Annotated in this window: 11 protein-coding genes; 6 read left to right on the top strand and 5 right to left on the bottom strand. The window is 60.8% G+C overall.

The genetic code is table 11. The features are described 5' to 3' along the window. Window positions 1–11: 11 nt before the first annotated feature. The 5 genes from parE to ACYZT0_RS23050 all read left to right on the top strand — a co-directional run bounded on the left by parE (window position 12) and on the right by ACYZT0_RS23050 (window position 6,592). Window positions 12–1,916 carry a DNA topoisomerase IV subunit B gene (parE, locus tag ACYZT0_RS23070; RefSeq protein WP_462043141.1) on the top strand — a complete coding sequence of 635 codons (1,905 nt, stop codon included), beginning with the start codon at window positions 12–14 and terminating at the stop codon, window positions 1,914–1,916. Then, a complete protein-coding gene (locus ACYZT0_RS23065) occupies window positions 1,916–2,905 on the top strand; it encodes an esterase-like activity of phytase family protein (protein ID WP_462043140.1) in 990 nt (329 codons plus the stop codon). Before parE ends, ACYZT0_RS23065 begins: the two co-directional genes overlap by 1 nt. After that, entirely contained in the window at window positions 2,902–3,426 is a 525-nt protein-coding gene (locus ACYZT0_RS23060; RefSeq protein ID WP_462043139.1) for a retropepsin-like aspartic protease family protein, read from the top strand. Before ACYZT0_RS23065 ends, ACYZT0_RS23060 begins: the two co-directional genes overlap by 4 nt. 7 nt (window positions 3,427–3,433) lie before the next feature. Further along, entirely contained in the window at window positions 3,434–5,701 is a 2,268-nt protein-coding gene (gene parC, locus ACYZT0_RS23055; protein WP_449646190.1) for a DNA topoisomerase IV subunit A, read from the top strand. A gap of 177 nt (window positions 5,702–5,878) precedes the next feature. Beyond that, a complete protein-coding gene (locus ACYZT0_RS23050; protein ID WP_462043138.1) occupies window positions 5,879–6,592 on the top strand; it encodes a PqiC family protein in 714 nt (237 codons plus the stop codon). A gap of 249 nt (window positions 6,593–6,841) precedes the next feature. On the opposite strand, the gene ACYZT0_RS23045 is transcribed toward ACYZT0_RS23050, so the two are convergent. Further along, window positions 6,842–8,374 carry an AhpA/YtjB family protein gene (locus ACYZT0_RS23045; RefSeq protein ID WP_462043137.1) on the bottom strand — a complete coding sequence of 511 codons (1,533 nt, stop codon included), beginning with the start codon at window positions 8,372–8,374 and terminating at the stop codon, window positions 6,842–6,844. 135 nt (window positions 8,375–8,509) lie between these two features. Between ACYZT0_RS23045 and serB the strand changes: the two genes are divergently transcribed. Then, window positions 8,510–9,724: a phosphoserine phosphatase SerB gene (gene serB, locus ACYZT0_RS23040; protein WP_008153333.1), complete on the top strand. Its 1,215-nt coding sequence runs from the start codon at window positions 8,510–8,512 to the stop codon at window positions 9,722–9,724. Window positions 9,725–9,841: 117 nt separating this feature from the next. Here the strand turns inward: serB and ACYZT0_RS23035 are convergent, their stop codons facing one another. From ACYZT0_RS23035 to ACYZT0_RS23020, 4 genes are all read right to left on the bottom strand, one after another. After that, window positions 9,842–11,620: a molecular chaperone gene (locus ACYZT0_RS23035; protein WP_462043136.1), complete on the bottom strand. Its 1,779-nt coding sequence runs from the start codon at window positions 11,618–11,620 to the stop codon at window positions 9,842–9,844. A 163-nt stretch (window positions 11,621–11,783) separates the two neighbouring features. Continuing rightward, entirely contained in the window at window positions 11,784–12,644 is an 861-nt protein-coding gene (asd, locus tag ACYZT0_RS23030; protein ID WP_462043135.1) for an archaetidylserine decarboxylase, read from the bottom strand. 18 nt (window positions 12,645–12,662) lie between these two features. Continuing rightward, window positions 12,663–13,478, bottom strand: a complete 816-nt coding sequence (locus tag ACYZT0_RS23025) for a rhodanese-like domain-containing protein (RefSeq protein ID WP_462043134.1) — start codon at window positions 13,476–13,478, stop codon at window positions 12,663–12,665. A 42-nt stretch (window positions 13,479–13,520) separates the two neighbouring features. Continuing rightward, window positions 13,521–15,059 (bottom strand): HDOD domain-containing protein, encoded by a 1,539-nt coding sequence (locus tag ACYZT0_RS23020; RefSeq protein ID WP_462043133.1) that lies wholly within the window; start codon window positions 15,057–15,059, stop codon window positions 13,521–13,523. Between the last annotated feature and the right edge of the window lie 37 nt (window positions 15,060–15,096).

Genomic DNA, 15,096 nt, shown 5'->3' with positions numbered 1-15,096 from the left:
GACGAGACCCCATGGCCACTCCCAGCGCTAGCTCTTATAACGCAGACGCCATCGAAGTCCTCTCGGGCCTCGACCCGGTGCGTAAACGCCCCGGCATGTACACCGACACCAGTCGGCCGAACCACCTCGCCCAGGAAGTCATCGACAACAGCGTCGATGAAGCCTTGGCCGGGCATGCGACCTCGGTGCAGGTCATCCTGCACGCCGATCACTCCCTGGAAGTCAGTGATGACGGCCGCGGCATGCCGGTGGATATCCACGCCGAAGAAGGCGTTTCGGGCGTCGAGCTGATCCTCACCAAGCTCCACGCGGGCGGCAAGTTTTCCAACAAGAATTACCAGTTCTCCGGCGGTCTGCACGGGGTGGGTATTTCCGTGGTCAACGCCTTGTCGAACGAAGTCCGGGTGCGCGTCAAGCGTGACGGCAACGAATACCAGATGACCTTCGCCAATGGCTACAAGAAAACCGAGCTGGAAATCATTGGCACCGTCGGCAAGCGCAACACCGGTACCAGCGTGTTCTTCGCACCGGACCCGAAGTACTTCGATTCGCCGAAATTCTCCATCAGCCGCCTCAAGCACGTGCTCAAGGCCAAGGCCGTTCTGTGCCCGGGGCTGCTGGTCAGTTTTGAAGACAAAGCCACCGGCGAAAAAGTCGAATGGCATTACGAAGACGGCCTGCGTTCCTACCTGGTAGACGCGGTCAATGGCTTCGAACGTCTGCCGGACGAGCCGTTCTGCGGCAGCCTGGCCGGTAATAAAGAAGCGGTCGATTGGGCGCTGTTGTGGTTGCCGGAAGGTGGCGATAGCGTTCAGGAAAGCTACGTCAACCTGATCCCGACGGCTCAGGGCGGTACCCACGTCAACGGCCTGCGACAGGGCTTGCTCGACGCGATGCGCGAGTTCTGCGAATTCCGCAGCCTGCTGCCACGCGGCGTGAAGCTGGCGCCGGAAGACGTCTGGGAACGCATCGCGTTCGTTCTGTCGATGAAAATGCAAGAGCCGCAATTCTCCGGCCAGACCAAAGAGCGTCTGTCGTCCCGTGAAGCAGCCGCGTTCGTTTCCGGGGTAGTCAAGGATGCATTCAGCCTGTGGCTCAACGCTCACCCTGAGCTGGGCATGCAGCTCGCGGAACTGGCGATCAACAACGCTGGCCGTCGCCTCAAGGCCAGCAAAAAGGTCGAGCGCAAACGCATTACTGCAGGGCCGGCACTGCCGGGCAAACTCGCGGACTGCGCCGGGCAAGACCCCATGCGCTCTGAACTGTTCCTGGTCGAAGGTGATTCCGCCGGCGGTTCGGCCAAGCAGGCGCGGGATAAAGAGTTCCAGGCGATCTTGCCTTTGCGTGGCAAGATTCTGAACACTTGGGAAGTCGACGGCAGTGAAGTGTTGGCCAGCCAAGAAGTGCACAACATCGCCGTGGCCATCGGTGTCGATCCGGGCTCGGCGGACATCGCTCAGCTACGGTACGGCAAAATCTGCATCCTCGCCGACGCCGACTCCGACGGTCTGCACATCGCCACCTTGCTGTGCGCGTTGTTCGTCCAGCATTTCCGCCCGTTGGTGGATGCCGGTCACGTCTACGTCGCCATGCCACCGCTGTACCGCATCGACTTGGGTAAAGAGATTTACTACGCCCTGGACGAAGCCGAACGCGATGGCATCCTCGATCGTCTGGTGGCCGAGAAGAAACGTGGCAAGCCTCAGGTCACACGATTCAAAGGTCTGGGTGAAATGAACCCGCCGCAGCTGCGCGAAACCACCATGGACCCGAACACTCGGCGTCTGGTGCAGCTGACGCTTGAAGATTACGACGCTACAGCAGAAATGATGGACATGCTGCTGGCGAAGAAACGTGCAGGTGATCGCAAATCCTGGCTGGAATCCAAAGGCAACCTGGCCGAGGTTCTTGGCTGATGCGGGTTGGCTTTGCCCTGGCGTTTGCGTTACTGCTGACCTCGGTGACGGCGTTTGCCGAACCGGTGCCGGAACTGCGCTTGTTGTCCGAGCATCCCGTTGACGGTATGCGCGGCGGCAACCTGTCGGGGCTGGCCCAGTGTGGCAAGGAAATGTGGACGGTGTCCGATCGCGATGATGATCAGATTTACCGCCTCGATACCCGCGATACCGTCTGGCAGGCTGAAACCGTGGGCATCGGCGTACCTGCGGTGCCAGACAGCGGCTTGCCCTTGGGGCTGCGTTCTCGGACCTGGGTGGCGTCGTTTGTCCGGGGCGGGGATCTGGATTTTGAAGGCATCGCCTGCGACAGCGCGGGTAATCGCTACATCGTCAGCGAATCCCATGCGGCGGTTCTACAAGTGCCGCCCGTTGGGCCGACGTCCTGGCTGAAGATCTCGCCGATGCTGGTCCGCGAGGCACGGGCCAGTGGCATGCTGTTGCACTTCAATGCGCTGTTCGAGGGACTGGCGATCAATCCGGCGGGTGATCAGTTGTGGCTCGCCGCCGAGCGTCAAAGTCGTGGATTGCTGCTGATCAAGCGCAAACAGACGGTCTGGGATTGCGATGGGGGGTGCGTGTTGGTGAGCGAAACGGGGAAAGAAATGCAGCCGGCGCAGTTTCCCCGAGCCAAAGCGGTATCTCGGGACTTTGCCGATCTATCGCTGTTCGACGGCAAGCTGTTCACCCTTGAACGCAACGCTTACCAGATCTGTCGCCGTGATTCGGTGACGGCCAAGGTCGAGCGCTGCTGGTCGTTTGCCGATGAAGCCTTGCAGGCGCATCGCCGTTATTCAGATCCCTACGGCCTGACCGAAGCGTTGGTTATCGACGCAGAGGGAGCGTGGATCGGCACCGACAACAACAACGATGCCCGCGCCGATGGCGAGAAACGCCCGATCGTCTGGCGTTTTGCCGCACCTGAAGGTGGCTGGAGTGCCAAGCCATGAGTCCGCAGCCACCGGGCAAACGCGCCGGTCGAGTGTTGATGGTACTGGCCTGGTGCGCGGCGCTGTTTCTGGCCACACGGTTTTTCGGCCAGTGGGAAGTGCGTCAGCAGAACCCTAATGTCGTGGTCAGCACGGAGCAGGGTGAAGGTTTTATCGAAGTGAAACTGGCAAGCAACAATCAGGGGCACTTCGTCGCCAGCGGCCAGATCAACGGCCAACCGGTGGATTTCATGCTCGATACCGGGGCGACCGACGTGTCGATCCCGGCAGAAATGGCCGAACGGCTGAAACTGGAAAAAGGCTTTGGGGTGACCCTGAGCACGGCCAATGGTCGTGCCGAGGGTTATCGAACCCGCGTCGACCGGCTGCAACTGGGCGACATTGTGCTGCGTGATGTGCGCGCCCTCGTCGTGCCAGGCCTGGATGGCAAACAAGTGCTGCTCGGTATGAGCGCGCTGAACAAACTTGAATTTACCCAGCGCGGTGGCACCATGCTGCTGCGCCAGACAACGAACCGATGAGGCCCGCATGAGCGACTCCCTTGATCTCAGCCTGGACGGTGTAGAACGCCGGTCACTGGCTGACTTCACCGAAAATGCCTACCTCAACTACTCCATGTACGTAATCATGGACCGTGCCTTGCCGCATATCGGCGACGGCCTGAAACCGGTACAGCGGCGCATTATCTATGCGATGAGCGAGTTGGGGCTGGACGCCGATTCCAAGCACAAGAAGTCGGCGCGTACCGTCGGTGACGTGCTCGGTAAGTTCCACCCGCACGGCGATTCGGCCTGCTACGAAGCCATGGTCCTGATGGCCCAGCCGTTCAGTTACCGCTACACACTGGTCGATGGCCAGGGTAACTGGGGTGCGCCGGATGATCCCAAGTCCTTCGCCGCCATGCGTTACACCGAGGCGCGGCTGTCGCGTTATTCCGAAGTGCTGCTCAGCGAACTGGGCCAGGGCACCGCGGACTGGGGCCCGAACTTCGACGGCACCCTCGACGAGCCGCTGGTGTTGCCAGCGCGATTGCCGAACATCCTGCTCAACGGCACCACTGGCATCGCCGTGGGCATGGCCACCGACGTACCGCCGCACAACCTGCGCGAAGTCGCGACAGCGTGCGTGCGTTTGCTCGATGAGCCCAAAGCCACGGTCGAACAGCTCTGCGAACACATTCAGGGCCCGGATTACCCGACCGAAGCGGAAATCATCACGCCGCGCGCCGATCTGCTGAAAATGTACGAAACCGGCAAGGGTTCGGTGCGCATGCGCGCCGTGTACCACATTGAAGACGGCGACATCATCGTTACCGCGCTGCCGCATCAGGTCTCGGGTGCCAAGGTGCTGGAACAGATCGCGGCCATGATGCAGGCCAAGCCGTCCAAGGCCCCACAGATCGCTGACCTGCGAGACGAATCCGACCACGAAAACCCGTGCCGGATCGTGATTATTCCGGGCGCGCGCAAAAACTTTGACCACGATGCGCTGATGCAGCACCTGTTCGCCAGCACCGAGCTGGAGTCGAGCTACCGGGTCAACATCAACATCATCGGTCTGGACGGCAAGCCGCAGCTGAAAAACCTGCGTGCGTTGCTGGTGGAGTGGCTGGAGTTCCGCGTCAACACCGTGCGTCGACGCCTGCAATTCCGCCTCGACAAGGTCGAGCGTCGCCTGCACCTGTTGGACGGCTTGTTGATCGCCTACCTCAACCTGGATGAAGTGATTCACATCATCCGCACCGAGGAGCATCCGAAAGCGGCGCTGATCGCGCGTTTCGCCCTGAGCGAAATCCAGGCCGATTACATCCTCGACACCCGTTTGCGTCAGTTGGCGCGCCTCGAAGAAATGAAGCTGCGTGCCGAGCAGGATGAACTGCTTAAGGAACAGGCCAAGCTGCAAGCCCTGCTGGGTAGCGAAGCCAAGCTGAAAAAACTGGTACGCACCGAACTGATCAAGGACGCTGAAACCTACGGCGATGACCGTCGCTCGCCAATCGTCGAGCGCACCGAATCCAAGGCCCTGACCGAGCACGACCTGCTGCCGAACGAGAAAGTGACCGTCGTCCTGTCGGAAAAAGGCTGGGTTCGTTCTGCCAAAGGGCACGAAATCGACGCCACTGGCCTTTCCTACAAAGCCGGGGACGGTTTCAAGGCCTTGGCGCCCGGTCGCTCCAACCAGTTCGCCGTGTTTATAGACTCCACTGGTCGCAGCTATTCCGTGGCCGCACACACGCTGCCATCGGCCCGTGGCCAGGGCGAACCGCTGACCGGTCGTCTGACGCCGCCACCAGGGGCGAGCTTCGAATGCGTACTGATGCCGGAAGACGATTCGCTGTATGTGATCGCGTCCGACGCCGGTTACGGGTTCGTGGTCAAGGGTGAAGACCTGCAAGCCAAGAACAAGGCGGGCAAGGCGTTGTTGAGCCTGCCGAACAACGCCAAGGTGATTCTGCCGCGTCCGGTGGCCGATCGTGAGCAGAACTGGCTGGCCTCTGTGACCACCGAAGGTCGCCTGCTGATCTTCAAGATCAGCGATCTGCCACAATTAGGTAAGGGCAAAGGCAACAAGATCATCGGGATCTCCGGTGAGCGTGTAGCCAGTCGCGAAGAATATGTCACGGACATCGCGGTACTGCCGGATGGCGCCACGTTGGTGCTGCAGGCCGGAAAACGTACCTTGTCACTGAAAGCAGACGACCTCGAGCACTACAAAGGTGAGCGTGGGCGTCGTGGTAACAAACTGCCACGTGGCTTTCAGAGGGTAGATGCGCTGCTCGTCGAAAACCTCAATTAAGCGACCTAGAGCGCTCGATCTACGATTTAACGCGTAGATCGACACTTTGGCGCTGGAGTCGGAACGCATATTCACGGATGATATGGCCTTTCAAGCGCCGGCGTGGCCGAGCGTTCTTCATATTTATTGAGTATTTTCACTGTGGTTAGCCTTGTGGCAACCACCTGGATGGGGACGATGACTGCTCTGCGCCTTCCTTTTATTTTGATGCTCGCTGGCGTTCTTGGCCTGGCGGGTTGCAGCGTTCACCAACCGGTGTCGCTGTATCAACTGGACAGTGGAAGTCCAGCTCAGCCTGCGCAAAGCGCGGGCATGGCTGTATTGCTGGGTCCGGTAACGGTGGCTGATTACCTGCAACGCGAAACGTTGTTGCAGCGACAGCCGGATGGCAGCCTGCATGCTTCGACTGATGGTCGCTGGGCGGGTAGCCTGTCGTCCGATATCGATCAGCTGTTGCTGCGTCAGGTAGCGGGGCATCTGGACAGCCAGCGCGTGGTGCTGGCGCCTGCGACACTTGGCTTCACGCCGGATGTACAGGTTCTTCTGACGATTACTCGTCTGGACTCGGGTGAGGCACAACCGGCGATCCTTGATGCGCAATGGCGTCTGATCGACCGTCGGGGCCAGGTTCGCGATAACCGCATCATTCATCTGCAGGAACAGCATGCCGGTGGAACGGCGGCTCAGGTTCAGGCTCAGGGTGTATTGCTGCAGCGTCTGGCCGAGCAACTGTCGACGGCGCTCAAGCCACTGGCCAATCAGCCTCCGATCGCCCAATCACCACGTAAACCGCCTGCAAAGCCTGCGGCACCAGCGGCAGAGCAGGAAAAGCAACCGAAGATCCCGATGGCTTCGCCGATCCGGACCGATATGGAAGTGTTCAGGTTCTAAGCCTGGATTGATCCAAAGCAAAGCCCGCCTAGTGCGGGCTTTGTTGTTTCTGCAGGTTGAGATCTTCAGTGCTCCCGATGGCCTCTTCGCTGGCAACCCATGCTCCTACAAGTTCCGTGTCGTACGCACATCGCGTGAACGACACAGCACCTGTAGGAGCATGGCTTGCCAGCGAAGGGGTCGGAACGGGCAACAAAAAGCCCGCAGACGATCACTCATCTGCGGGCTTCTTCACATCAGGGCTAAGACTTACGCGCGGCGCTCATGCATCCTCGCCAGTTGCCGCTCGAGCATCGACGGATAAGGCTCCATCAGCCGCTCTACACAGCATGCGCCTTCCGGGCTTGCGATCGGGCGGATCCGTGCGCGCTGGCGGATCAGCGCGTCGTCACCGATCTTGCGCTCCACCAGCAGCAGGTTGCGGCTGTGTTGCGACAGAGCCAGCGCATCCTGAGCGGTTTCGGTCAACAGCAGATCAATCTGGCTCAGGCCGAACAACTCGTCACCCAGGGTCAGGCCCAGCTGCAATTGCAGGGTGATGCCACTGTCGGCGACCTCGATCTGCAGCTGATGGCCCAGCGCTCGCAATAATTCACCACAGCAGATGGCGTTGGTCAGGTAGTCGTCGCCGCTGTCTTCGGTGTGGAACAGCATCAGCGTGCTGCCATCGTTCAGGGTGTGCAGTTCGCTCTGGTAGAGCGAGGCGGCCTGATCGAGGCAGTCACGATAGCGTTTGAGCAATTCTTCCAGGCGTGTGCGAGGCAGGCGACGCAGCTGATCCTGAGCACCCAGTTGCACGGCCAGCACCGCGCTGTGCTGCGCAACGTTCGAGATCTGTGGTTTCGCTGCCGGCTTCGGCGCGCTGTTTGCCGAGTCGTCACGCAGGTCGGCAAACGGATCTTCGTCGTCCTCATCGTCTTCGACAGTACTGACAATTTGCCGGGGGGCGGGCTTGAGGCCTGCCACCGGTCGGGTTTCGTCAAAGCTTGGATCGCGCAGGTTACGCACTTCGAAGGCCGGATCGGCATCGTCGTTGTCGTAATCGCTGTCATCGAACTCGGGTTCCGGCTCCGGTTCCGGCTCGACCGGCTCAGGTGCGAAGTTGGCGTGCAGCTGGCGAGCCAGGTCACCGATCTCATCCTGACGATCGGTGGCCGGGGTGTATTCGTCGATATTGCGCAGCCACACCCGCAATTGCAGCAGCGGTGTGGAGATGTGCCGGCCCAGACGCAGGCTCAGTGCCAGGGACAGCGCCAGAAGAATCGCGCTCAAAATGCCCATGCTTTGCAGGCTGATGGTCATCGGCTGCTGGAACTGATCCATATCCAGGCTGATGCGCAGTTGCCCGGCGGTCACGTCCTGGAACGTGATCTTGCTCTGGTACATGCCTTCGGCTTCGCCCAGCAGGCTGTGCTTGGGGCGCTGGCCGGCTTCGGCGAGGATGCGGTTATCCACGCTGTAGATGGCGGCGTGGGCCACCAGCTTGTTTTTGGTCAAGTTGTTGAGCAGCACGTTAAGGCTGAGGATGTCGTTGGACACCAACAGCTCCGTGGCGGACGTGGCGGTCTGCGTGGTCAGGCTCTCGCCCAGGGCATCTGCCTGCTCGTGCATGGCCTGCTTGAACTGCAAACCCATCACGCAGGCATAGATCACCAGGGCCAGAGCGACCAGGATCACGTTATGGCTGGCGATGCGTAATGCAATCGGTACACGGCGGTGGCGCAGTGCACGGAAGATCAGCAGAAAGAAGTTATCGGTTTTTACTGGCGTGGGCCGGTTCACTTGAGCTCGGCTCTTTTGTCCGTGAAGTTGACGCGCAGTATAGCGACAGGCCCTAGACCGTCAAAGCGCTCACGGTGCCCGATGGTCACTGAAAGTGGGTAGAATGCGGTTTTTTTCCACTTGCGGGGGTGCGCCTTGCGCGAAATCGTCCTGATAAACATCACGGGAGTCGACCGTCCGGGTTTGACTGCGGCTATTACCGGCGTTCTGGCCCAGGGTGGTGTGAACATTCTCGACATTGGTCAGGCGGTGATCCACGACACCTTGTCGTTCGGCATCCTGGTTGAAATTCCTGACACCGAGCAAGGCAAGTCGGTGCTCAAGGACATCCTGTTCACGGCTTACAAGCTCGATCAGCAGGTGCGTTTCACGCCGGTGTCCGAAGAGGATTACCAGCAATGGGTCGGCAATCAGGGCAAAAAACGCCACATCGTGACCCTGTTGACCCGCAAAGTGACTGCCGGCCAATTGCAGGCCGTGAGTTCGATCACCGCCAAATATGGCCTGAACATCGACCACATCGATCGACTGTCCGGGCGCATGCCGCTGGACACCCCGGCCGATCAGGGCAAGGGCTGCATCGAGTTTTCCGTTCGTGGTGAAGCGGCTGATCCGCAGGCGCTGCGGGCCGAATTCCTCAGCGTCGCTCAGGAATTGAACGTCGACATCGCTTTTCAGGAAGATTCGCTGTTCCGCCGCAACCGTCGTCTGGCGGTGTTCGACATGGACTCGACGCTGATCGAAGCCGAAGTCATCGACGAACTGGCCAAGGCTGCCGGCGTGGGCGATCAGGTGTCTGCGATCACTGAACGGGCGATGGCCGGCGAATTGGACTTCCGCGCCAGCTTCAAGGAGCGTCTGGCCTTGCTCAAAGGGCTGGACGTCAGCGTGCTGGATTCAATCGGTGCCTCCCTACGCCTGACCGAAGGCGCCGAAACCCTGTTCGCCGAACTCAAGCGCCTGGGCTACAAGACGGCGATTCTGTCGGGCGGCTTCACCTACTTCGCCAAGCAACTGCAGGCCAAGCTGGGTATCGACTATGTGTTCGCCAACGAACTGGAAGTGGTCGACGGCAAGGTCACCGGCGTGGCGGTCGAGCCGATTGTTGATGCGCAGCGCAAGGCCGATCTGCTGAAGGAACTGGCGCACAAGGAAGGTTTGCGTCTGGAGCAGACCATCGCCGTTGGCGACGGTGCCAACGATTTGCCGATGCTGGCGATTGCCGGGTTGGGCGTGGCGTTCCGCGCCAAGCCGCTGGTGAAGCAGTCGGCGAAGCAGGCAATTTCCACCCTGGGGCTGGATGGCGTGCTGTATCTGCTGGGATTCCGGGATCGCGACGGGCAGCTCTGAGTCTTGTATTGACTGAAAGGGCCTCTTCGCGGGCAAGCCTCGCTCCTTGTACGGAATTGTCCTTGTAGGGGCGAGGCTTGCCCGCGAAGGGCGCACCGCGGTCTCACAGATTCACCCTCAAAGTGTTTTCCACAACGAATCAAAACTCTCCTCAGCGCCGCTCACCGCGGCGTTGTCGGTTTTGGCTGTCTCCAGGGGACGGTAGGCAAACTGATTGAAGCTGTTGGTGCTCGACACCCGCCGATCCAGCCCGACCCGGCGTTCTTCGCCGTTGGTATTGATCATGATCTTGTTGCCCTCCTGAAAGGGCAGGCGCGGCGCGAGCAAAGTGGCGGGCGCGTCGATGGCGCTGATTTGCGGCAGCAACAGGCCGCGAAGGTATTGGCTGTGGTCATCACGGGTGCGCACCAGTTGCAGGCCGCAGGGCTCGGCGAAGGGCGCAACCTGCTCGATGCCCATCTGCGTGCCACCGCCACGCACCTGGCGGATCCAGCGCACCACCGCGATGCTCCAACCCTGACCGGCAGCGTCCTCGATGCCGACCATCTCACCCGCCTGTAACTCGGCAGGCACCGCGCCGGGCCAAGCCAGGCAATAGCCGCCGGGGCTGTGATTGATCACTGACAGGACGTGGGTCGGGAAGTGCTGATTGCGGTCGGATGCCTCGTGGCTGTCGTCGTTCAGCAACTGCGGGTATTCGATCTCTTCGTAGGGCAGTAGAGCGTTCGCAGTGCCTTGGGGGGCGGCGTCGAAGGCTTGGTGCCATTGGTCCTTTTCCCTACCTGTGACAGGCGTCGCCGAAAATTGTGCAATCCGGGCACCAGGGTTTTTCAAGATGTCGCTGAATGAACGTTGCCCGCCCAGATAAAAGTGCAGCGCGCTCATGCCCACGCACAAGGTCAAATTACCTTGGCCGACGGTACGCTGGAAGCTGCGCTCGGCAGCCTGGCCCCACGCAGCGCTGAGGTGTTGCAACGTGTCGAGGCTCAGCTCCGACGGTACGGGTAGCGGCGATGAGCTGTCGGTTTTTTGCAAATAGCCTTCGATGGCCGCGACCAGCGGCTGCGGATCGATCCCCAGCAAACTCTCCTGTTGCTCGGCCCGGAACTTGGTGCGGTAACGCGGCCCGGTGTCGAGGTCGGGCGCGACGGCAAACAGACCGGTGGACGGGTTGCCGGGTTGCAGCTTGATCCATTGGCTCCAAGGCTCCAGCACCTCGGCCACCCGGGCAATCTGGTTCTGGCGCAGTTGATTGCAGCGCGAGGCGCCCAGCAGCAAGGCAACCACGTATGTTTGTTCGATACTCAGATTTTGCGTCTGGCTGGCCAGCTCATCGCGCAGGCTCAGATGCTGGAGCCGGTGCGCGCAGGCGACCCGGTAGAGCTGATGCAGCTCCAGCCACAGGCCTTCCGGCACCGGGCAATAGAGTTTAGTCGAGCGAATCAGCGGCCCGTTCAAGCAATGGATCGCTCGTTGCAGCGCTTGGGTCAGCAGCGGCGCACGGTCCTTGCTGAACTTCGGTGTGATGCGCACGACAATCTGTTTGTAACCAATGGCCAAGTGACTTTGCAGCGCCTGGCAGAGGTTGGCGATCTTGCGGGAACGCTCGTCGAGGACAATCGACTGATGCAGGAAATGCTGCTCAAGGTGTTTGCAGACGTAATACACCTCGGGCCGCAGCAGTTCGAGCAATTGCAGGCGATTGTCGCTGGGCGTGAGCAGCTGGTTGAGTTCGCTCAAGCCTTGATACAGCTGGCGGGCGGTTTCGCCGATGTTGGCTTTGGGCAGATTGGCGATCCAGCGCTTGAGATCGCGCGGGGTGGCTTCACAGAACGACAGGCGCGCGTGCATCGGGATGGGGGCGCGTAGCAGCAGGTGGGGGCTGGTCTCATTCATGCCGTGGAAACTCCAACCAGTAAATGGGCAGTGAATGATCCGACTGTAGCACCTAAGGCAGCGAACGGTATTTTTGACATGCTGGCCACCTGTAGGAGCACGGCTTGCCGGCGAAGGCGATCTCAAGGACGCCTTCGCCGGCAAGCCGTGCTCCTACAGGGAATCAAGCGTTTGGCAGGCCCATGCCTTGGCCCATCTGCACCGGCGAACCGGCCGCCAGCTCTTCAGCCCACTTCACTTGATCAGGCCCGAACAGCACGACTGCGGTCGAACCCAGTTTGAACCGGCCCAGTTCTGCACCTTTCTCCAAATGGATTGGCGCACGGGCAGCTTCGTCGTAGCGGAAGGTTTTCAGCTCGCGTTTTGGCGGCGTGACCAGCCCGGCCCAAACGGTTTCGATCGACGCCACGATCATTGCGCCCACCAGCACCACGGCCATCGGCCCGCGTTCAGTGTCGAAAATGCATGCCACACGCTCGTTGCGGGCGAACAGTTCCGGAACGTTTTCCGCGGTGGTCTGGTTGACCGAGAAGATCCGGCCCGGGATGTAGACCATCTCGCGCAGGGTGCCGGCCAGCGGCATGTGCACGCGGTGGTAGTCCTTCGGCGACAGGTAGATGGTGGCGAAATCACCGCCCATGAACGGCGCTGCGTTGGCAGCGTCGCCGCCCAGCAATTCCAGCACGCTGAAGCTGTGGCCCTTGGCCTGGAACACGCGACCGTGTTCGATCGGGCCGAGTTGGCTGACCGCGCCGTCGGCCGGGCTGAGGATCGCGGCTGGCGTCTCGTCCAGCGGGCGGGCGCCGTCCTTCAAGGCACGAGTGAAGAACGCATTGAAGTGCTCGTAGGCGGTCAGGTCTTCGACCAGCGCCTGCGACATGTCCACCTGATAACGCTTGGCGAACCAGGCGGTGAAGGCATTCTTGAACCAGCGCACGCGGCATTCGGCAATGCACCCGGCCAGTCGCGACAGCAGGTGATGGGGCAGCAGGTATTGGCTGAGGATAAACAAACGCTTATTCATTAACTGTCCTTAAAAACCTTAAATCTCTACGGGCGTATCGGGGTGGTTGCCCCATTCGCCCCAGGAACCGGCGTAGCCTTTGACCCGCGGATAACCGAGAGCCTTGGCCACCAGATAGGTGAAGCCAGAACGATGGTGAGTCTGGCAGTGGGTAATCACTTCTTTGTCTTTACTGATCCCGAGTTTTTCCAGGATCTGCGGCATGTCGGTGCGGATGCGCAGGTGGCGCGACTGATCCATGCCCGCGGTCCATTCGAAATTGACCGCGCCGGGAATGTGCCCGGCCTTGGCCGCCAGGACTTTCTCGCCGGAGTACTCCAGTGGCCCGCGTGCGTCCCAGATTGCCAGGTCGGCGGCACCGAGACGGCTTTGCAGGTATTCGCGGGTGGCAGTGGGTTCGTCGTGCAGGGTCAACGCAACCGGGCCGCCAACCGCTGGCGGGATCTGGATCGACATTGGCAAACCTTCTGCCAGCCAGGCCGGCAGCCCACCGTCGACATAGTGGTAGTGGCTGTGGCCGATGACATCCAGAAGCCAGATAAAGCGCCCGGCCCAACCGCCGCCTTCGTCGTCATAGACCACGTAGACTGCGTCCTTGTTGTGGCCCAGTTCGCCGAACAACGCTTCGAGTGCCGCTTGCGGCGGCACCAGTCCCGGCGCAGGCGCCTGACCGAGTTGCGTGCGTTTCGGATCGACGAAACGCGCACCGGGGATATGCCCTTCGGCATAGCGGGCGCTGCTGGTCAGGTCCACCAGAATCAGTTCGCGGGCGTCGAGACGCGGGAGCAAGTCGCTCGGCTCGATGACCAGCGCCAAGCCAGAGAAGTCAGACATGTGAGGTCTCCAGAGCACAAAGGGGAGGATTGTAGCGCAGCCTTATTGGCCACGGGAGCTAAAGCTGTGTAGTGCCTTTTCGATGCACTGCGCGGTTTTACCGAAGGCTTGCACGGTGATTTCCGAGAACGGCCCGCCACCCTGATCCGCCGCCACAATCATGATGACCCGGCCGTTATTGACCAGTGAGCGTAGCAGCAGGTGTTCGCCACCGAACTGTGAGCGCAGGCTGGCCGGCAACAGCGCCGAAAATTGCGCATTGTTGTCCGGTGTCAGTCGGACTTGGGCCTGTTGCGAGAGCAGGCGCTGCAGCACGGTGCTCTGGCTGACAATCAGGTTCAGGCCGGCCGCTTCTTTCGGCAGCCCGGCGGTTTGATGCACTCGCAGATTGACGTGAGTGCGGTCGGCCATCAGGATCATCACTCGACGCATGCCGCACGCAACCAAAGCGTCCCGGGCAGACGTGGTCAAGTGCATGGCATTGGTGAATCGACTCGGCTCCACCAGCAACTCGGCGCACTGCCTGCGCCACTTCGCCAGGTCTTCGGCGGTCGGCGCCGGAGCCGGCAGCAAACCGGCGTGAATGCGGTTTACGCCCCATGGCCAGATCAGCGACACAGCCGGGTGCCAAAGGTCTGGCATAGCGTGATGGCGGGCGCTGTTGGCGGCCTGTTGGTGCAACTGCTGCTGCACTTCATCCATCGGCATTTGCAGGTAAAGGCTGGTCAGATACTGCCAGCGATCACTGTGAGGGCTGTCCCAGGCGTGTTGTGCCGACAGCGCCAGTCCGTTGGCCAGCAGCACCGTATTGGCTGGTTGATTGAGCCAGCGGCGCAGGGTCGGATCGTCATCGAGGCGGTTCTGCTGGCGCAGTGGATGATCACTGTCACGCGCGATGCGCAGCACTTTCACCAGCTCACGCTGCTCGTTGAGCAACAGCCGATAACCCTGCTGCACCCAGATCGGCAGGCGCCAGATGTCCACGAGCGCCAGACAGATTTCCAGCAGGCGTGCGCCGAACAATTGCTTCTCGACTTTGCCCGCCGATTCACCTTTATGGATGACCCGCAGCTCCCACTCTTCGAGCAGCTGCGGATGGGTCAACGCCATCGGCCACAGCGGCGAGAGAAACAGCAGGCTGCCCCAGTGAATGTCCTGCCACAGCCGGGCCAGGCGACTGGCGAAAAAACCGTTGGCCTGTTGAGTCGCGTGCTGGCTGATCAGTTGTAACTGACGCAGGGCAACCGGGATGTTGGACTGAGGTTCGGCGGGCAGGCGGGCGAGCAGCTCTTCGGTGCGCTTCAAACCGAGGCGATTGATCGCCACCTCAAGGTTTTCCGCAGGTTCCGTCATGCTGCCATGGGTGTGGCGGTTGGCTTCGCGAATCACGCTCAAGGCCAGCGCGGGGCTGTCCTGTATCAGTTCGGCGATATCGCGCAGGGAGCTGCGACTGTTGGCGATGGCCTTGCAGACACGGTCATGACTGGCTTGCGGAACCGGCAGGCGCACGCCATCGAGAAGCTTGACCCAGCCTTCGAGAGTGGTCGGTTTTGGAGTTGGAACGTTCGTTTCGTTAGCCATGGTTGGACGCGATCATCGTCTGCATTACCTATGCCCG

Source organism: Pseudomonas sp. ZS1P83, from assembly GCF_054897825.1.
This window is presented reverse-complemented; position numbering and strand designations above follow the sequence as displayed.